The organism is Rubellimicrobium thermophilum DSM 16684, from assembly GCF_000442315.1.
In the GTDB taxonomy this organism is placed as follows: domain Bacteria; phylum Pseudomonadota; class Alphaproteobacteria; order Rhodobacterales; family Rhodobacteraceae; genus Rubellimicrobium; species Rubellimicrobium thermophilum.
Genome location: NZ_KE557318.1, coordinates 83,597 through 101,038, shown reverse-complemented (window position 1 = coordinate 101,038; position 17,442 = coordinate 83,597). Strand labels below are relative to the sequence as shown.

17 protein-coding genes and 1 pseudogene are annotated in these 17,442 nt (G+C 68.5%); 14 read left to right on the top strand and 4 right to left on the bottom strand.

Annotated features, from left to right (window positions below; all coding sequences use genetic code 11):
- Positions 1 to 164 precede the first annotated feature (164 nt).
- Both RUTHE_RS00460 and RUTHE_RS00455 read right to left on the bottom strand, forming a co-directional pair.
- Entirely contained in the window at positions 165 to 659 is a 495-nt protein-coding gene (locus RUTHE_RS00460; RefSeq protein WP_021096245.1) for a CAP domain-containing protein, read from the bottom strand.
- Positions 660 to 751: 92 nt separating this feature from the next.
- On the bottom strand, positions 752 to 3,250 hold the full coding sequence (locus tag RUTHE_RS00455; protein WP_040644861.1) for a GcvT family protein: 2,499 nt from the start codon (positions 3,248 to 3,250) through the stop codon (positions 752 to 754).
- 427 nt (positions 3,251 to 3,677) lie between these two features.
- On the opposite strand from RUTHE_RS00455, the gene RUTHE_RS00450 reads away from it, so the two are divergent.
- The 6 genes from RUTHE_RS00450 (at position 3,678) to RUTHE_RS00425 (ending at position 7,537) form a co-directional block, all read left to right on the top strand.
- Entirely contained in the window at positions 3,678 to 3,992 is a 315-nt protein-coding gene (locus RUTHE_RS00450; protein WP_021096243.1) for a BufA1 family periplasmic bufferin-type metallophore, read from the top strand.
- A 112-nt stretch (positions 3,993 to 4,104) separates the two neighbouring features.
- The gene (gene bufB, locus RUTHE_RS00445) at positions 4,105 to 4,992 is read left to right on the top strand and encodes an MNIO family bufferin maturase (RefSeq protein ID WP_021096242.1); all 888 of its coding nucleotides are present in this window, start codon (positions 4,105 to 4,107) and stop codon (positions 4,990 to 4,992) included.
- Positions 4,989 to 5,741, top strand: coding sequence for an HvfC/BufC N-terminal domain-containing protein (locus RUTHE_RS00440; RefSeq protein ID WP_021096241.1), 753 nt, complete (start codon positions 4,989 to 4,991; stop codon positions 5,739 to 5,741). Before bufB ends, RUTHE_RS00440 begins: the two co-directional genes overlap by 4 nt.
- Positions 5,738 to 6,202: a DoxX family protein gene (locus RUTHE_RS00435; RefSeq protein WP_021096240.1), complete on the top strand. Its 465-nt coding sequence runs from the start codon at positions 5,738 to 5,740 to the stop codon at positions 6,200 to 6,202. The genes RUTHE_RS00440 and RUTHE_RS00435 overlap by 4 nt, the downstream gene beginning before the upstream one ends.
- Positions 6,090 to 6,866, top strand: a complete 777-nt coding sequence (locus RUTHE_RS16590; RefSeq protein WP_084464956.1) for a sigma-70 family RNA polymerase sigma factor — start codon at positions 6,090 to 6,092, stop codon at positions 6,864 to 6,866. The genes RUTHE_RS00435 and RUTHE_RS16590 overlap by 113 nt, the downstream gene beginning before the upstream one ends.
- Positions 6,863 to 7,537 carry an NrsF family protein gene (locus RUTHE_RS00425; protein ID WP_021096238.1) on the top strand — a complete coding sequence of 225 codons (675 nt, stop codon included), beginning with the start codon at positions 6,863 to 6,865 and terminating at the stop codon, positions 7,535 to 7,537. Before RUTHE_RS16590 ends, RUTHE_RS00425 begins: the two co-directional genes overlap by 4 nt.
- A 13-nt stretch (positions 7,538 to 7,550) precedes the next feature.
- Here the strand turns inward: RUTHE_RS00425 and RUTHE_RS00420 are convergent, their stop codons facing one another.
- Together RUTHE_RS00420 and RUTHE_RS16905 are read right to left on the bottom strand one after the other, a co-directional pair.
- Positions 7,551 to 8,216, bottom strand: a complete 666-nt coding sequence (locus RUTHE_RS00420) for a LacI family DNA-binding transcriptional regulator (RefSeq protein ID WP_211217709.1) — start codon at positions 8,214 to 8,216, stop codon at positions 7,551 to 7,553.
- Positions 8,217 to 8,244: 28 nt separating this feature from the next.
- Entirely contained in the window at positions 8,245 to 8,541 is a 297-nt protein-coding gene (locus tag RUTHE_RS16905; RefSeq protein WP_211217708.1) for a LacI family DNA-binding transcriptional regulator, read from the bottom strand.
- A 157-nt stretch (positions 8,542 to 8,698) separates the two neighbouring features.
- Here RUTHE_RS16905 and RUTHE_RS00415 point away from each other — a divergent pair, with 157 nt between their 5' ends.
- From RUTHE_RS00415 to panB, 8 genes and pseudogenes are all read left to right on the top strand, one after another.
- The gene (locus tag RUTHE_RS00415) at positions 8,699 to 11,044 is read left to right on the top strand and encodes an alpha-L-rhamnosidase (protein ID WP_021096235.1); all 2,346 of its coding nucleotides are present in this window, start codon (positions 8,699 to 8,701) and stop codon (positions 11,042 to 11,044) included.
- 23 nt (positions 11,045 to 11,067) lie between these two features.
- Positions 11,068 to 11,538, top strand: a pseudogene (locus RUTHE_RS17235) (extracellular solute-binding protein); the annotation flags it as partial.
- A gap of 103 nt (positions 11,539 to 11,641) precedes the next feature.
- A complete protein-coding gene (locus tag RUTHE_RS17230; RefSeq protein ID WP_021096233.1) occupies positions 11,642 to 12,346 on the top strand; it encodes an extracellular solute-binding protein in 705 nt (234 codons plus the stop codon).
- Between the two features lie 67 nt (positions 12,347 to 12,413).
- Complete coding sequence (locus RUTHE_RS00405) at positions 12,414 to 13,280, top strand: carbohydrate ABC transporter permease (RefSeq protein WP_021096232.1); 867 nt, start codon at positions 12,414 to 12,416, stop codon at positions 13,278 to 13,280.
- Positions 13,277 to 14,116 (top strand): carbohydrate ABC transporter permease, encoded by an 840-nt coding sequence (locus RUTHE_RS00400; protein ID WP_021096231.1) that lies wholly within the window; start codon positions 13,277 to 13,279, stop codon positions 14,114 to 14,116. The genes RUTHE_RS00405 and RUTHE_RS00400 overlap by 4 nt, the downstream gene beginning before the upstream one ends.
- A gap of 4 nt (positions 14,117 to 14,120) precedes the next feature.
- On the top strand, positions 14,121 to 15,098 hold the full coding sequence (locus tag RUTHE_RS00395) for an ABC transporter ATP-binding protein (RefSeq protein ID WP_021096230.1): 978 nt from the start codon (positions 14,121 to 14,123) through the stop codon (positions 15,096 to 15,098).
- A gap of 611 nt (positions 15,099 to 15,709) precedes the next feature.
- Positions 15,710 to 16,573, top strand: coding sequence for a pantoate--beta-alanine ligase (gene panC, locus RUTHE_RS00390; RefSeq protein WP_021096229.1), 864 nt, complete (start codon positions 15,710 to 15,712; stop codon positions 16,571 to 16,573).
- Positions 16,570 to 17,388 carry a 3-methyl-2-oxobutanoate hydroxymethyltransferase gene (gene panB, locus RUTHE_RS00385; protein ID WP_021096228.1) on the top strand — a complete coding sequence of 273 codons (819 nt, stop codon included), beginning with the start codon at positions 16,570 to 16,572 and terminating at the stop codon, positions 17,386 to 17,388. The genes panC and panB overlap by 4 nt, the downstream gene beginning before the upstream one ends.
- Positions 17,389 to 17,442: the final 54 nt, after the last annotated feature.

Sequence of the window (17,442 nt, the reverse complement as noted above, 5' to 3'; positions counted from 1 at the left end):
GGGTTAACGGCAGGTTATGGCACCGCGCGCTGCAAGGGCCATCCGCGCAACGCCCGTCCGAGGGGTCGGGCCGGCGCCGAATCAGTGCGGATCGTGGGGATCGTGGATTGCCACGGATCGGATCCCATCAGATCCCATCAGCCGGATCGGCGAATCGGCGCGGATCAGCAGGCATCGGCCAGCAGCAGGACCCAGCTCGTCCCGTTCTGCCCCAGTCCGAAGCGCCCGAAACGGGGGTTGAGGATATTGGCGCGATGGCCGGGCGAGGTCATCCATCCTTCCAGCACCTGCTGAAGGCTGCGCTGGCCGCTGGCGATGTTCTCGCCGATGTAAGGAGTCCGGCAGCCGGCGGCGGCGGCACGGGTGGCGGGGCGCGAGCCGTCGGCGCCCCTGTGGGTCAGCCCCGCCCCGGTGGCGAGGAAGGCGGCATGCGACCGGGCGGCGGCGGTCAGGCGCGAATCGGGCCGCAGGGGGGACAGTCCCCTGGCCATGCGCAGATCGTTCAGCGCCTGTCCCGCGGCATCCAGCGCCATCGGGGCGGGATCGGGCGTTGCCGCGCGCGAGGCCGCGGCAGGGATGCCGGCCGGGACGGGGATGACGATCAGGCAGCCAGGCAGCAGCGGCAGCGCGGCAAGGGCAAGAAGGGCAAGGGGTCTCATGCCGGGGCTCCGTTCCTTCGGGCCTCTTGTCGCATGCCGTTCCTCAATGGCGGATCAACGGGGCCGCCGGGGCGGCCCCGTTCCGCACCGGATCAGCCATCGGCGCGGATGCGTGCGTTCTCCGGATCATAGGGGCTGTCGGGCGTCACCTCGGCGTTCCAGAGCTCGCGGAACATGCGGACCTGCAGGCGCGTGCCGGGCGTGGCCAGATCGGGCCGGACATAGCCCATGCCGATCTGCTTGCCGAAGGCGACGGAATATCCGCCCGATGTCAGCCGGCCGACGCGTTCTCCGTTCAGGAAGATACCCTCGCGGCCCCAGGGATCGGCATCGGCGGGGCCGTCGATCAGCAGTGTCACGCATCGGAAGCGGATGCCGGTCTCGAGCATCTTCGCCTTGCCGCGGAAGTCCTTGGACAGGTCCACGAAGCGGTCGAGTCCGCCTTCGAGCGGCGTGGCGTCGCGCCCCAGTTCGTTGCCGAAGGCGCGGTAGCTCTTTTCCTGCCGCAGCCAGTTCTGGGCGCGGGCCCCCACGGGTTTCAGACCGTGCTTCTCGCCGACGGACCAGATCAGATCCCAGAGGTAGCGGCCCATCTCGATGGGGTGATGCAGTTCCCAGCCCAGTTCCCCGGTATAGGCCACCCGGACGGCGCGGACCGGGCACATGCCCAGTTCGATGTCGCGGTAGGACAGCCAGGGGAAGCGCTTGTTGGACAGGACCGTGTCGGGGTCGGCGTCCCTGACGATCTCCTTCAAGAGGGCGCGGCAGTTCGGGCCGGCCATGGCATAGACGCCCCATTGCGTGGTCACATCGTGGATGTCGATGTGCCCGCCCCCCTGCGCCATCCAGTCCTCGGCCGATTTCAGCAGGAAATCGCTGTCATAGGCTGTCCAGGCGCCAGCGGAGATGAGGTAGTATTCGTTCTCCTTCAGCCGGACGATGGTGTATTCGGTCCGCGTCGTGCCGTGGTCGGTCAGGGCATAGGTCAGGTTGATCCGGCCGACATTGGGCAGCCTGTTGCAGGTGAAGTGGTCGAGGAAGGCGGTGGCGCCGGGGCCGCTCACCAGATGCTTGGTGAAGGCGCTGGCATCGATGATGCCGACCGTGTTGCGGATCGCCCGGGCCTCCTCAACCGCATAGGGCCACCAGGCGGCGCGGCGGAAGCTGCGGGCAAAGTGATCGTAATCCGCCGGCGCGTCCTTCGGGCCATAGTAGTTCGGGCGTTCCCAGCCGTTCACCTGGCCGAACTGGGCGCCCATCGCCTTCTGCCGGTCATAGGCGGGGGCGGTGCGCAGCGGGCGGCAGGCTTCGCGCTCTTCGTCCGGGTGGTGCAGGATGAAGACATGGGCGTAGCACTCCTCGTTCTTGCGGGAGGCGTATTCGGTCGTCATCCAGCCGCCGAAGCGCTTGGGGTCGAGGCTGGCCATGTCGATCTCGGCCTCGCCCTCGGTCATCATCTGGGCGAGGTAGTAGCCGGTGCCGCCCGCGGCGGTGATACCGAAGGAGAAGCCTTCGGCCAGCCACATGTTGCGCAGCCCCGGTGCCGGGCCGACCAGCGGGTTGCCGTCGGGGGTATAGCAGATCGGGCCGTTGAAATCGTCCTTCAGGCCGACATGTTCCGAGGACGGAATGCGGTGGATGAAGGACATGTATTCCTTCTCGATCCGGTCGAGATCGAGCGGGAAGAGATCGGCGCGGAAGCTGTCGGGCACGCCATACTGGAAGCGGGCCGGGGCGCCCTCCTCATAGGGGCCGAGGATCCAGCCGCCGCGTTCCTCGCGCACATACCATTTGGCATCGGCATCGCGCAGGACCGGGTGCTGGGGATTGGTCTTGCGCCATTCGACCAGCGCCGGGTCCGGCTCGGTCACGACATACTGGTGTTCGACCGGGATGGCGGGAATCCGGATGCCCAGAAGCCGCGCGGTGCGCTGGGCATGGTTGCCGGTGGCGGTGACGACATGTTCGGCGCGGATCGTCGCCCGGTCCCCGGTGGGGACGAGATTGCCGCCGCGATCCTCCATGCGGGTGACGGTGACCTCCCAGTGGTCGCCGCGCCAGGCATAGCCGTCCACCTGCCATTTGCGTTCGATCGTGGCACCGAGCTGGCGTGCGCCCTTGGCCATGGCCTGGGTGACGTCGGCGGGGTTGATATAGCCGTCCTGCGGATGGAACAGCGCACCCTTCAGATCCTCGGTGCGCACCAGCGGCCAGCGCTCCTTGATCTCCTTCGGCGTCAGGAATTCATGATAGACGCCGGCCGTCTCGGCCGTGGCGGAATAGAGCATGTATTCGTCCATCCGCTCCTGCGTCTGGGCCATGCGCAGGTTGCCGACGACGAAGAAGCCCGGATCGAGGCCCGTCTCGTCCTTCAGACCCTTGTAGAACTCCACCGAATACTTGTGGATGTGGGTCGTGGCATAGGACATGTTGAACAGCGGCAGCAGCCCTGCCGCATGCCAGGTGGAGCCCGATGTCAGCTCGTCCCGTTCGAGCAGCATCGTGTCCCATCCCGCCTTCGCGAGGTGATAGGCGATGGCCGTCCCCACCGCACCGCCCCCCACCACGAGAGCGCGCACCTCCGTCTTCAGAGTCGTCATCGGCCCTGCCCCTCTCTTGCGTCGCGGCCAATCTCCCCGCCGCAGGGGATAGGGCGCCGCCGCAATCGACGCAACGCGAGAGGAAAACGACCCCCGCCCCGCGCCTGCAGACGCCGACCCTGCGGCGGTGCGGACCAGCGGCACATGGGCCGCGCAGGATCCGTCCGGAGGGCGCGCGAAGCACCAGCCTGCGGCGATGGCGATGGCGCGTTCCTCGGCACTGCGGCGGGGCTGGGGTGGCTGGTCCATGTCCCGATCGGGCCCCCGCCGCCCTGGCCCGCAGCTCGTCTGACAGGCGTGGGGCATGATCCCGGGAAAGCCCTCGTCTCACCTTTTCGTGATGCTGTTACGTCAGATCGCCGCCCTGCGAATGGACAGATCGAGGGGCGATGAGGCCCTTCGACAGGAGGACCATGTGATGAGCACCATGACCGCGATGCCCGCCTTGGGCGCGACATTGGCCTGTGCCCTGGCGGCGATGGCCGCCACGCCTCTTGCGGCCCAGGAGGCGCAAGAGATGGAGAAATGCTACGGGGTCGCGCTCGCCGGACAGAACGACTGTGCTGCCGGGCCGGGAACGACCTGTGCCGGCACCTCCAAGGTCGATTATCAGGGCAATGCCTGGATGCTGGTTCCTGCCGGCACCTGCCTGACCATCGAGATCCCGCCGGCGCCGGACGGCACCCCGCGGATGGGCTCACTCGAGCCGCTGGATCGCGACATCCCGGCCTGAGCACCGCCCGGTCCGCACGAAGGGAACGGGACAGGCCCACCACAGGTCCATACCGGCCGGACAGGCACCCCCGAGGCCGTTCCGGCCGGCCCGCCAGGAGGAGCGATCGACCATGAGCGGACTTCCCGCGGCCGCCGGTATCGGCTTCAAGCCGGTGCATTTTGCCGCCCTGCGCGCTGCCCTTGGCAAGGATCCGGCCGCGATCGGCTTCATCGAGGTCCATGCCGAGACCTACATGGGCGAGGGCGGCCTGCTGCATGCCCAGCTCGCCGCCCTTCGTCAGGATCTGGCCCTGTCGCTGCATGGAATCGGTCTGTCGATCGGCGGGCCGGACCCGCTCGACCGTGCCCATCTCGCCCGGCTGCGCCGGCTGTGCGACCGCTATCAGCCCGAGAGCTTTTCCGAGCATCTGGCCTGGTCGAGCCATGGCGGAGGCTATCTGGCCGATCTGCTGCCCCTGCCCTATACTTCCGAGACGCTCGGGATCGTCGCCGATCACGTGGATGAGGTGCAGCAGACGCTGGGCCGGCGGATGCTCCTCGAGAATCCGGCGACCTATGTCCTGTTCGAACAGTCCTCGATCCCGGAAGGGGAATTCCTGGCCGCAGTGGCCGAACGGACGGGCTGCGGACTGCTGCTCGATCTCAACAACCTCTTCGTGTCGGCGACGAATCATCGTCGCGATGTGGATGCGATGCTGGCAGGTTTTCCGCTGTCCCTGGCGGAAGAAATCCATCTGGCCGGCCATGCCGAGGAGTCTCTGCCCGACGGCCCGTTGCTCATCGACAACCATGCCTCGCCGGTGGCCGATCCGGTCTGGGCCCTGCTGGCCGAGGTCGTCCGCCGCGTCGGCCCCCTGCCGACCCTGATCGAATGGGACAATGACGTGCCGGACTGGCCGGTCCTGGCCGCCGAGGCGGAACGGGCGACCGCCATTCTCCGCTCTGCCGGACAACCGGAGGGGCCAGCGGCCCGCACGAGCCGGGAGCAGCCGGCATGATGCGGCACCATGACTTCGTCGCCGCCTTCGCGGCGTCCCTGCGCGACGGCGTGCCCCCGCCCGGCATGACCGCCGGCCGCCCCGAAGAGACCGCCCGGCGCCTTGCCGTCTATCGCAACAACGTCGCCGTCAGCCTGACAGAGGCCCTGCGGGCGCATTTCCCGGTCGTGGCGCAACTGGTCGGCGACGCCTGTTTTGCTGCGCTGGCGCGTCTCTTCGCGGCGGGCCGCCTGCCACCCTCGCCCGTCCTCGCGGAATGGGGAGAAACCTTTCCCGCCTTTCTCGAAGGCCTGCCTGCCCTGGCCGACTATCCCTATCTGGCCGATGTCGCCCGGATCGAGCATGCGCGCCTGCAGGCCTTTCACGCGGCCGATGCGCCGGCGATCGATCCCGCGCGGCTGGGGGAGGCCGATCCGGGCCGCCTGCGGCTCGGTCTGCATCCTTCGGTCACGCTGCTGCGACTTGCGCATCCGGCCGTCTCGATCTGGGCCGCGCATCAACCCGGCGCGGCCCGGAGTCCCATTCCGCCCGGCCCGGAAACCGCCCTCATCCTGCGCGAGAGATCCCTTGCGATATCGGTCCGCCGCCTGGGGCCCGGCGATGCCGCCCTGATCGGAGAACTGCGACAGGGCAAGCCCCTTCTGGCCGCCGCCGCCGCCGCCCGCGCCGCCGACCCCGCCCATGACCCCCGGCCCTGTCTTCTGCAGCTGATGACCGCCGGGGCCCTTGTCGAAGGGACCGTTGCATGAGGATCCTGATCCCGGTGCTGCGCCGCTTCAACCGCTGGCTTGCCGTCATCCCGGAGGCGGCAGTCTGTCTTGTCCTTCGCCTTTCGGTGGGGATGATCTTCTGGCTTTCGGGACGGACGAAGGTCGAAGGCCTGTTCACCATCCGTGAGACGACCTGGTTCCTGTTCGAGCATGAATATGCCCTGCCTCTGATCCCGTCCGGGGTGGCAGCCGTTCTGGCCACGCTCGCCGAACATCTCCTGCCGCTGCTGCTGTTCGCGGGACTGGCCACACGACTGGCGGCGCTGGGCCTGCTGACGATGACCGCGGTGATCCAGATCTTCGTCTATCCCGACGCCTGGCCCACGCATGCCCTGTGGGGCGCAGCGCTTCTGGCCCTTGTGGCGCGGGGCGGCGGACGGTGGTCGCTGGACCACTGGCTGGGCCTCGACCCGGCCCATGACGGCCGGAGGCCCGCATGAGGCCGCCTCGGCCACGGGGCCCCGCAAGGGCCACCCGTTCCGTCCTTCCCCGTCCCGCCCCGCCATGTCAGAAGGAATGACGGACGCAGCGTCGGAAGGTCGGGAGGGCAGGCTGCAAGCGGAAGACCCATGGGAATCCCTGCTGCGGAGCGCGAATGCCGGGGATGCACGGGCCTTCGCGCGGTTCCTGGTCGCCGTGACACCCACCATCCAGGGAATCGTGCGCGCCCGCGCCCACCTCCTGACACGGGAAGATCGGGACGACCTCGTCCAGGAAATCCTGATCGCGATCCATCTCAAGCGGCGGAGCTGGCAGCCGGACCGGCCGTTGCGGCCCTGGCTGCATGCCGTGATCCGCTACAAGATCATCGATGCCCTGCGCCGCCGCAGCAGACAGGCGCAGTCCCGCCATCTGCCTATCGAGGATCTCGACGAATCCCTGTTCTGCGAGGATCCGGCGGATCCGAGCGTGCCGCTCGATCTCGACCGCATCCTGGCCCGGATCGACGAACGTTCGGCCTTCATCATCCGGGCAAGCGCCCTGGACGGGCAGCAGGCCGCCGATATCGGCGAACAGCTGGCCCTGGCAGAGGGAACGGTGCGCGTGCTGCTGCATCGCGCCCTGCGCAAATTGTCGGATCTGGTGCAGAGGACCCTGCCATGACAGACCGCCATCACCCACGGCCTCGGCATGACGGGACGGAGAGCGGGCTCGAAGGGCTCGTCCTTCGCCTGGCGATCGCCGAACCGCCACCGCCCTTCCGGCCTGTCCGGATCGCCCTGATCATGCTGCTGGGCGCGACAGCGGCGGGCGCTGTCCATCTGACATGGGCAGGCCCGCGTCCGGATCTGGGCGCCTCGCTTCTCGATCCGGTCACCCTGGCCAAACCGGCCCTGCCGCTGATCCTTCTGATCTTCGCCCTGACAGCGACACTGCGGCTGTCCCGACCGGAGGGACAGATCCGGCCATGGCCGCTGGCCCTGGTGGGCCTGGCGGCGCTGGGGCTGGTTCTGGGCAGTCTGGCCGGCCTCTCGGCACCCGAGATCCTGCCTGCCGTTCTCGGCAGCACCCTGCGGCGATACCTGGTCTCGATCGTCGGTCTGGCACTGCTGCCGCTGGCCGTCGGGCTGGGGCTGCTGCGGCGCGGGGCCCCGACCCGGCCGGCACTCACGGGAGGGCTGGCGGGGATGGCCGCCGGCGCGGCCGCAGCCGCCGGCTATGCGCTGTCCTGCACGGAGGATTCGCCGCTGTTCTTCGTTACCTGGTACGGAGGAGCCATTCTGGTGGTGGCAGCCCTGGGCGCACTGGCCGGGTTCAGGATGCTGCGCTGGTAGGCACGCCGTCCCGTCAGAAGCTGCCGCGGGCGATGAGCGTCGGCGAGACGAGGACATGTTCGGCCGTCCGGCGGCCGGCGATGCGCGACAGCAGCGCCTCGGCCGCGAGGCGGCCCATCCGGGGACCGTCCTGATCCACCGAGGCCAGCCCGATCATCGGCAAGGCCGCCACGGGGTTGTTGTCATAGCCGATGATCGCCAGATCCTCGGGAACGCGCAGGCCCAGCTCCCAGGCGAGGTTGCGCAGCGGCACGGCATCGAGATCCGACCAGCAGAAGATGGCGCGCGGCCGATCCGGCATGGTGAGGATCGCGCGCAGGCGTTCGGTATGCGGCTTTTCCGAGGAGGGAACGCGCAGGATGCGTGCCCGGTCCGACAGGCCCAGTTCGGCCATCGCCGCCAGATAGCCCGCCTCGCGCTGGGGCGAGACATCGGCCACATGCCGCGAATCCCACTCCATCGCCACCATCGCGATGTCACGGTAGCCGCGATCGAACAGCGCCCGCACCGCCAGCCGCGCCCCCTGGCGGTCATCCGAATTCACCGTGTCGAAGGATTCGGCCGTCGGCTCGTGATGGCCGACGACGACCGTCGGAATCTGCCGGGCATAGCGGTCCATCACGCTGCCGGGAATCTGGCTGGCCACCAGGATCAGCCCGTCCATCCGGTTATCGATCATCTGTTCGATGAGCTGCGCCTCGCGCCGTTCATGCGCCCGGCCCACACCGACCCATGACCTTGTAGCCCTGCGCCTCGGCCCGGTCCTCGATGCCGTGATAGATGGAGGGCAGGAACGGGTTCTCGATATCCACCAGCAGCACGCCGAAGGTATAGGTCTGCCCGCGCATCCCCCGTGCCGCGATCGAAGGGCGGTAGCCGAGCTTCTCGATGCTGGCCTCGACCTTCTGGCGCAGCGCTTCGGAGACGCCATAGGCATTGCGCATCACCTTGGAGACGGCCGCAACCGACACCCCGGCATCGGCCGCCACCGTGCGGATCGTCACCCTGCCCCTGCCATCGGATGCCTGCCCGGCCATGTCGCCCCCTTTCCCAGGAAGGCTAGCAAAAAAACCTTGCATCGCAAACCGCGATGTAGAATGTTCTACGTAGAACGGTGCACGAATCCCGCCGCAACCGGGCCGCACCGAGGGAGGACAGTTCATGAGCCTTGACGGCCCGATGCGGACCCCGTCCGCCGCCGAAGCCGATGCACCCCACCACCACCTGTCGGCCGAGATGATCGCCCCGCTCTGCGATCAGGGCACCGGCGGACCCGGCTGCTTTGTCGCACGCGACTTCGATCTGGACAGCGTGCCCGAAGGGGCCGTGCTGCATCTGTCGGCGCAGGGGCTCTATCGCGCCTTCCTGAACGGACAGCGCGTCGGCAACGACCTGCTGACGCCGGGCTGGACCTGCTATGACGACCGGATCGCCTATCAGTCCTACGAGGTGTCGTCGCTGTTGCGGCCGGGCCGGAACCGGCTGGAGATCTGGCTGGGCGATGGCTGGTACCGGTCGCGCCTGATGTGGGCCTCGAACCCCATCGAGAACACCTGGGGCGACCGCATCGCCGCCTTTGCCGAGCTGGTCGCCGGCGGCCGCACGATCCTGCGCAGCGATGCCTCCTGGCGATCCGGCTTCACCCCTGTCACCGCCAACGGCATCTATCACGGCGAGGACCATGATGCCCGCATCCGCCCGGCGGACACCCATGGGGTCGAGGTCCTCTCCTTCGACCGCGCCCGCCTGGTCCCCCACGAGACCGAACCCGTGCGCGAGATGGACCCGGTCGCGCCGGTGGCCTCCTGGCCCGATGGCGAAACGACGGTCTTCGATTTCGGCCAGAACTGCGCCGCCTATGTCCGCATTGCGGTGCAGGGCCCGGCCGGGGCCCATGTGCGGGTGGAGTTCTCCGAGGTCCTCGGCCCCGATCGAGCCTTCGACAACCGCAATTTCCGCTCGGCCCGGGCCGAACAGCACTACACCCTGAAGGGTGAAGGGGTGGAGAGCTGGGCGCCGATGTTCACCTTCTTCGGCTTCCGCTATGCCCGTGTCACCCTGACCGGCGGCGCGCGGCTGCTGTCCATCCATCAGGTGCCGGTCACCTCGGTCCCCGTCGCGGCGGGCGGCTTCACCTGCGGCGAGCCGGCAGTCAACCGCCTCGTGCTGAACACGATCTGGTCGCAGCGCTCGAACTTCATCGAGGTGCCGACCGACTGTCCGCAGCGCGACGAGCGCCTCGGATGGACGGGCGATGCCCAGGTCTTTGCCGGCACCGCCTGCTGGCTGGCCGATTGCGAGCGCTTCCTGACCAAGTATCTGCGCGATGTCCGCCATGACCAGCGCCCGAACGGGGCGGTGCCGCATTTCTCGCCCGACCCCACGCGCCTGCACCCGATCGCGGGACGCGGCGACTGGGCCGGCTCCACCGGCTGGGGCGATGCCATCGTCATCATCCCCTGGCAGCTCTACCTGCATTACGGCAACCGGGCGGTGCTGGCCGAAAACTATCCGGCCATGCGGAAATGGCTCGATTACCTGTGGTCGATCTCGGACGGGCCGGTGATCCGCCCGCCCGCCGAATGGGGCGCGCATGGCTTCACCTTCGGCGACTGGCTCCAGCCGGTGGGCGACAACCGCAAGCCGCGCCCCACCATCGCCGACGACTGCGCGGCCACGCTCTATCACGCCATCGCCAACGATCTGACCGCGCGCATCGCCGCCATCCTCGGTCATGACAGCGACGCCGCCGCCCTGCGCGAGCGTGCCGCGGCAATCCGCGCCGCCTTTGCCCACGAGTTCTTCGCGCCCTCGGGCCGGATCGCCCATAACGACCAGACCTCATGGGCGCTGGCCTTCCTGCACGATCTGGTGCCCGAGGCGCATCGCGAGGCCGGACGCGCCTGTTTCCGCAAGGTAATCGAGGATGCCGGCTACCTGATCGGCACCGGCTTTATCGGCACGCCCGCGCTGCTGCCGGCGCTGACGAAGCTGGGCATGACCGACCTGGCCGAGAAGGTCTTCCTCAACCGCCGCGTGCCGGGCTGGCTGTATCAGGTCGAACGGGGCGCCACCACGATCTGGGAACGCTGGGACGCGATCGGCGAGGACGGCACGATCTACGACCCCGAGATGAACAGCTACAACCATTATGCCTATGGCGCGGTCTGCCAGTGGCTGTTCGAGAGCGTGGCCGGCATCGCCCCCGATCCGGACCGCCCGGGCTTCGATGGGGTTCTGATCGACCCGGTAATCCTGCCCGCGCTCGGCCATGTCGAGATGTGGCACGACTGCCGCCATGGCCGGATCGAGGCCGCCTGGCGGATCGAGGGGCCGCGCGTGCACTATCGCGTGACCCTGCCCGAAGGCTGCACGGGGCGGCTGATGCCCAACCCCGCAAGGCGGGGGTGGCAGATCGGCGAGGCGGCGATCGCAATCCCGGAGGGCGGGATGCCGCTGCCCTCCGGCCAGCATCGGATCAGCTTCGACTTCGACATGACCAACTGAACCAACCGGGGAGGAGACCACCGATGAAGACCCTGCGCATGAGTGCGGCCCTGGCCGCCGCCCTGACCCTGGCCGGGGGCATGGCCGCGGCCGATGTGACGCTGACCGTCCTGATCGACAGCAACCCCGAAACGGTCGGCGCGATGGAGGCCCTGACCGCCGCCTACAGCGCGGCGCATCCCGATGTCACCTTCGACATCGAACAGCGCGCCGGCGGATCGGAGGGCGACAACATCGTCAAGACCCGCCTTGCGACCGGCGAAATGGCCGACATCTTCAACTACAATTCCGGCTCGCTCTTCCAGGCGCTGCGGCCGGAACAGACGCTGCTCGACCTGTCGGACATCGAGGGGCAGGCGAATGTCCTCGACAGTTTCAAGCAGGTCGTCACCGCCCCGGACGGCACCGTGCGCGGCATCCCCTTCGGCCCGGCCATGGGCGGGGGCATCTTCTACAACCGTCCCATCTATGAGGAGCTGGGCCTGTCCATCCCCCGGACCTGGGACGAGTTCATGGCCAACAACGCCAAGATCGCCGAAGCCGGCCATGTCCCCGTGATCCAGGACCTATGGCGACACCTGGACGAGCCAGCTCTTCGTGCTGGCCGATTTCTACAACGTCCTGGCCGAGGCCCCGACCTTCGCCGAGGACTACACCGCCAACCGCGCCAAATACGCCACCACGCCCGCGGCGCTGCGCGGCTTCGAACATCTGCAGGAGGTCTTCGAGGCCGGCTATCTGAACCGGGATTTCGGCGTCGCCCTCTTCGAGGACGGGATGCGCATGGTCGCCACCGGCGAGGGCGCGCATTACCCGATGCTGACCTTCGGCATCGGCACGCTGAAGCAGAACCATCCGGAGCATCTGGACGATGTCGGCTTCTTCGCCCAGCCCGGCACCGACCCCGAGCGCAACGGCCTCACCGTCTGGATGCCGGCGGCGCTCTATGTCCCGGCCGACACGCCGCATGCCGAAGAGGCGGTGGCCTTCCTCAACTTCGTCGCCTCGCCCGAGGGCTGCCGCATCATGATGGAGGCGGTCGGCGCATCGGGGCCCTATCTGATCCGGGGCTGCGACCTGCCCGAGGATGTGCCGCAGGCCGTGCGCGACATGATGCCCTATTTCGAGGAAGACGGCCGCACCGCCCCGGCGCTCGAGTTCCTGTCCCCCGTCAAGGGGCCGGCGCTCGAACAGATCACGGTCGAGGTGGGTTCGGGCATCCGCGATGCCGCCTCGGCCGCAGCCCTCTACGATCAGGACGTCGAGAAGCAGGCCCGTCAACTCGGCCTGCCGAACTGGTAACCTCCCGCCAGTTCGCCCCCGCCCGTTCCGGCCGGGCGGGGGCACCCCCATGCCCGACGGAGCCCGCATGGCCACACGCCGCCCTTCCCCCTATCCCTACTGGTTCGTGCTGCCCGCCGCGGTGGTCTTCGTGACCCTGTTCCTGGTGCCGACCGTGGCCAGCTTCTGGTTCAGCCTGACCCGCTGGGACCTGTTCGAGGCCGAGTTCATCGGCCTCGACAACTACCGCCAGTTCTTCCGCGAACCCTTCCTCGTGCAGGGCCTTGTCAACACGCTGATCTATGCCGTCGTCACTTCGGGGGCGAAATCGGTGCTGGGGCTCCTGCTGGCCGTGCTTCTGACCAGCGGCATCTGGTTCCAGGGCTTCCTGCGGTCGGTGGTGTTCTTCCCGGTGCTGGTGTCCACGATCGGCGTCGGCATCGCCTTTGCCGCGCTGATGCATCCCACGCGGGGGGCGATCAACCTGGCCCTGGCCACGATCGGGATCGAGGGGCCCGCCTGGCTGTCGGATCCGGCGCTTGCGCTCTATTCCGTGGCGCTGATCGACATCTGGAAGGGCGTGGGCCTGGCCACGCTGATCTACATCGCGGGGCTCGCCGCGATCTCGCCCGACTATTACGAGGCCGCGCGCATCGACGGCGCCACGCGCTGGCAGCAGTTCTGGCGCGTGACCGTGCCGCTGGTGCGGCCCGCGACGGTGACCGTCGTCACCCTGTCGCTGATCGGGGGGCTGCGCAGCTTCGACATCATCTGGGCCACCACGCGCGGCGGGCCCGGCTTTGCCTCGGACGTGCTGGCCAGCGTGATCTACAAGCAGTATCAGGCCGGCTTCTACGGCCTGTCCACGGCCGGAAACGTGATCCTGTTCCTGCTGATCGCGGCCATCGTCCTGCCCATGACCTGGTGGTTCAGCAAGCGGGAGGTGGACCTGTGAGCCTGCGCCGCGACGCCGCCCGCCGCCGCCTGATCGGGATCCTGTCCCTTCTGGTGGCGACGGTGATCTTCATCCTGCCCTTCCTCTACATCGTTCTCATGGCCGTGAAGACCCCCCAGGAAGCGGCGCTGTTCCTGTTCAGCTGGCCTGCGCAATGGCGCGCCTGGCAGAATCTGGTCGAGGTCGTGCAGACCCGCAACTACATGCTGCTGCTGGCCTATTTCAACTCGACCGTGATCACCGTGGGGGCGGTGACGCTGCTGGTGATCTTCGGTGCCATGGTCGGCTATGTGCTGCAGCGACGGCGGTCGCGCTGGAACCGGGTGATCTATGTCTTCCTGCTGATCGGGCTGATGGTGCCCCCCGCCGTGGTGCCGACGATCTGGGTGCTGCAGAATCTCGGCCTGTTCAAGACGATCCACGGCATGATCCTGATCCAGGTCGCCTATGGCCTGTCCTTCGCGGTGCTGCTCTATCGCAGCTTCATCGCCTCCATCCCCCGGTCGCTGGACGAGGCGGCGATCATCGACGGCGCCCGGCCCTGGCAGGTCTTCTTTCGCGTCATCCTGCCGCTGCTGAAACCCGTCACCGTGACGCTGATCGTCGTGCAGGCGGTGGCGATCTTCAACGACTTCACCAACCCGCTCTACTACCTGCCGGGGCGCGAGAACGTGACGGTGCAGATCACGCTGTTCAACTTCCAGAGCCAGTTCCAGAGCCAGTACAACCTGCTCTTCATGAACATCCTGCTCATCACCATTCCGCCCCTTCTGGTCTTCGTCTTCTTCAACCGCCAGATCGTCGCCGGCATGACCGCAGGCGGCGTGAAAGGATAGGCCCATGTCCTCTGTCGTGCTGCGCAATCTCACGAAGTCCTTCGGCGCGGTCGAGGTCATCAAGGGCATCGACCTGACCGTCGAACCGGGCGAATTCTGCGTCTTCGTCGGCCCTTCGGGCTGCGGCAAGTCCACCCTGCTGCGGCTGATCGCGGGGCTGGAGGATGCCAGCTCCGGCCGCATCGAGATCGCCGGCCAGGATGTCACCGATGCCGAACCCTCGGCCCGCGGCATCGCCATGGTGTTCCAGAACTATGCCCTCTACCCCCATCTGACGGTGCGCGAGAACATCGGCTTCGGCCTGTCGCTGGCCCGACGGCCGAAGGCCGAGATCCGCGCCCGAGTCGAGGCCGCGGCCGAGGCATTGCAGCTGAGCCATCTGCTGGACCGCAAGCCGAAGGAGCTCTCGGGCGGGCAGAGGCAGCGCGTCGCCATCGGCCGGGCCATCGTGCGCGATCCCAAGGTGTTCCTGTTCGACGAACCGCTGTCGAATCTCGATGCCGCGCTGCGGGCGCAGATGCGGATCGAGCTGTCCGACCTGCACCGCAAGCTGGGCGCGACGATGATCTATGTCACCCATGACCAGGTCGAGGCAATGACCATGGCCGACAAGATCGTCGTGCTGAACGCGGGCCGGATCGAACAGATCGGCAGCCCGATGGAGCTGTATGACCGGCCGGCCTCGCCCTTTGTCGCGGGATTCATCGGCAGCCCGAAGATGAACCTTTATGAAGGCCGGGCCGTGGGCGAGCCCTGCGGCACCTATGGCATCCGGCCGGAGCATCTGCGGCTGACCGGGGACGCCCCGCGCTGGCGGGGCCGGGTGCGGCATGTGGAGCGGCTGGGGGCCGATACGGTGATCCATCTCGATGTGCCGACCCTGGGGGCGATGGTCCTGCGCAGCGAAGGGGACCACAGTCCCGCCATCGGCGCGGAAGTCGGGGTCAGCCCGCTTCCGGGCCGCGAGCACCGTTTCCCCTGATCCCCTTCCCCGCACCGGGCCGCACCGGGCCGCACCGGGCCGCAGAGCCGGAGGGGGCAGGAGAGCGGAGAGGGCGATCAGCCCCCCGCACGGCAGCGGCGCGCGCCCCCTTCGAAGGTGCAGGCAAAGCCCGCGGCCGCACCCTCGACACCGCGGCGGACAGGCGGACGGGGCATGCCATCGCCCCTGTCCCCCCGTCATGTCCTCGAGGGGCGGCGAGGCCTCCACCGTCCCGGGGGAGGGGGCCGCCGACACGGTCGGAATCGCGGCCGGAATCAGCGCAGGGGCCTGCCGGCTGCCGGCGTCATGCCGCACGGGCAACACGGACAGGGTCATACCGGCCTTTTCCCCGTCCAGAACCTGCCAGCCGATCCTGCCCGCCGATCCCGCGATCAGCAGCAGGCCAAGGCCCAGAACCGCAACCGCCCTTCTGCGCATGACATGTCCTCCGTTGCCCTGCCCTCCCTTGCCGCGCGACGGTCGGCGCGGCACAGATCAGGCTGAGGACCTTCCATGATGCGGGCGGGGCGGCCTTGTGACCCTTTCGCGGCGGGACCCCGTCTTGCCGCGCCGCGGCGCAGGACCTAAGACAGGAATCGGGGGGGCATGTCATGGAAACCTGCGCGACTGTCGCCGCAATGCGCCGCCTGCGCGAAGGCTGGCAGGGCCGCGTCGCCCTCGTCCCGACGATGGGGGCCCTGCACGAAGGCCATATGGCGCTGGTCGCGGCGGCACGGATGGCGGCGGAACGGGTTGTCGTCTCGATCTTCGTCAACCCCACCCAGTTCGGCGATCCGAAGGATCTGGCCGCCTATCCCCGCACGCTGGAGGCAGACCGCGCGATGCTGGAAGGCGCGGGCGTGGATGCGCTCTTTGCCCCCGATGTCGCCGAGATCTATCCCGAAGGGGACGAAACCATCGTCGAGACGCTCCGTCTGGCGGGGGTGTTCCACGGGGCGGTCAGGCCGGGGCATTTCCGTGGCGTGGCGACGGTGGTGCTGAAGCTGTTCAACATCGTCCGCCCCGACATCGCCCTGTTCGGCGAAAAGGACTATCAGCAACTGGCCGTCATCCGCCGCATGGTCCGCGACCTGTTCCTGCCGGTGGCGATTCGGGGCGTGCCCACGGTGCGGGCGCCGGACGGGCTGGCGCTCAGTTCGCGCAATGCACGCCTGTCGCCCGAGGGGCGGGCCGCAGCCCTGGTCCTGAGCCGTGCCCTGGACCGGGCCGAGAGGCTCGCCGCCGCCGGCGCCCCCCCCGAGCGCCTGGCCGAGGCGATCCGCGAGACGGTCGCCGCCGAGCCTCGGGCCACCCTGCGCGGGCTCGACATCGTCGATGCCGAGAGCTTTGCCCCCGTGACGGAAGCCATCACCCGGCGGGCCGGCATCATGCTGTCGGCCGAGGTGGACGGCGTCCTGCTGATCGACCAGCGCGAGATCGACCCCCCGATCGATCCCCCGGAGGACAGGCCATGAGCACCCAGCCTGCGCAGACCGCAATCCGCCGCATCACCGTGCCCCAGATCCGCGCCCGCAAGGGGGGAGAGCCGATCGTGGCCCTGACCTCCTATCATGCGCATACCGCCGCCATCGTCGACCGCCATGCCGAGATCATCTTGGTCGGCGACAGCCTGGGCATGGTGATGCACGGGATGGAGAGCACGGTGGGCGTGCCGCTCGACCTCATGGTGATGCATGGCAAGGCGGTGGTGCGCGGGACGAAGCGGGCGCTCGTGGTCGTGGACCTGCCCTTCGGCTCCTACGAGGAAAGCCCCTCGGCCGCCTTCCGCAGCGCCGCCCATGTGATGAAGGAGACAGGCTGCGGCGCGGTCAAGATCGAGGGCGGCCGGCGGATGGGCGAAACGATCCGCTTTCTGACCGAGCGGGGCATTCCCGTCATGGCGCATATCGGTCTCACCCCGCAGTCCAGCCATGTCATGGGCGGGTTCAGGACCCAGGGCCGCGACGAGGAGACCTGGCCGCTGCATGAGGAGGATGCCCGCGTCGTGGCCGAGGCGGGGGCCTTTGCGGTGGTTCTCGAAGGCATGGTGGAGCCGCTGGCCGCACGGATCACGGCATCCTGCCCGATCCCGACCATCGGCATCGGCGCCTCGCCTGCCTGCGACGGGCAGATCCTCGTGCTCGAGGACATGCTGGGGCTGAACCCGCGTCCGCCGAAATTCGTCAAGGTCTACGGCGCCCTGGCCGAACAGATCGAGGATGCGGTGCGCCGCTATGCCGATGAGGTGCGCGCCCGCGCCTTCCCCGGCGAAGGGCAGGTCTATCGCTGAGCGCCGCTTGCAGGCCGCGGCCTGACGGGACAGGGTGGCGCATCCGCCCGGAAA

Excerpts from the sequence above, each read along its gene's own strand:
- RUTHE_RS00450 (WP_021096243.1), top strand. The coding sequence starts at position 3,678 with ATGAGCACCATGACCGCGATGCCCGCCTTGGGCGCGACATTGGCCTGT.
- RUTHE_RS00420 (WP_211217709.1), bottom strand. The coding sequence starts at position 8,216 with ATGATCGATAACCGGATGGACGGGCTGATCCTGGTGGCCAGCCAGATT.
- RUTHE_RS00440 (WP_021096241.1), top strand. The coding sequence starts at position 4,989 with ATGATGCGGCACCATGACTTCGTCGCCGCCTTCGCGGCGTCCCTGCGC.
- RUTHE_RS00395 (WP_021096230.1), top strand. The coding sequence starts at position 14,121 with ATGTCCTCTGTCGTGCTGCGCAATCTCACGAAGTCCTTCGGCGCGGTC.
- panC (WP_021096229.1), top strand. The coding sequence starts at position 15,710 with ATGGAAACCTGCGCGACTGTCGCCGCAATGCGCCGCCTGCGCGAAGGC.
- RUTHE_RS00405 (WP_021096232.1), top strand. The coding sequence starts at position 12,414 with ATGGCCACACGCCGCCCTTCCCCCTATCCCTACTGGTTCGTGCTGCCC.
- RUTHE_RS00425 (WP_021096238.1), top strand. The coding sequence starts at position 6,863 with ATGACAGACCGCCATCACCCACGGCCTCGGCATGACGGGACGGAGAGC.
- RUTHE_RS00435 (WP_021096240.1), top strand. The coding sequence starts at position 5,738 with ATGAGGATCCTGATCCCGGTGCTGCGCCGCTTCAACCGCTGGCTTGCC.
- RUTHE_RS00415 (WP_021096235.1), top strand. The coding sequence starts at position 8,699 with ATGAGCCTTGACGGCCCGATGCGGACCCCGTCCGCCGCCGAAGCCGAT.
- RUTHE_RS00460 (WP_021096245.1), bottom strand. The coding sequence starts at position 659 with ATGAGACCCCTTGCCCTTCTTGCCCTTGCCGCGCTGCCGCTGCTGCCT.
- bufB (WP_021096242.1), top strand. The coding sequence starts at position 4,105 with ATGAGCGGACTTCCCGCGGCCGCCGGTATCGGCTTCAAGCCGGTGCAT.
- RUTHE_RS16590 (WP_084464956.1), top strand. The coding sequence starts at position 6,090 with ATGCCCTGTGGGGCGCAGCGCTTCTGGCCCTTGTGGCGCGGGGCGGCG.
- panB (WP_021096228.1), top strand. The coding sequence starts at position 16,570 with ATGAGCACCCAGCCTGCGCAGACCGCAATCCGCCGCATCACCGTGCCC.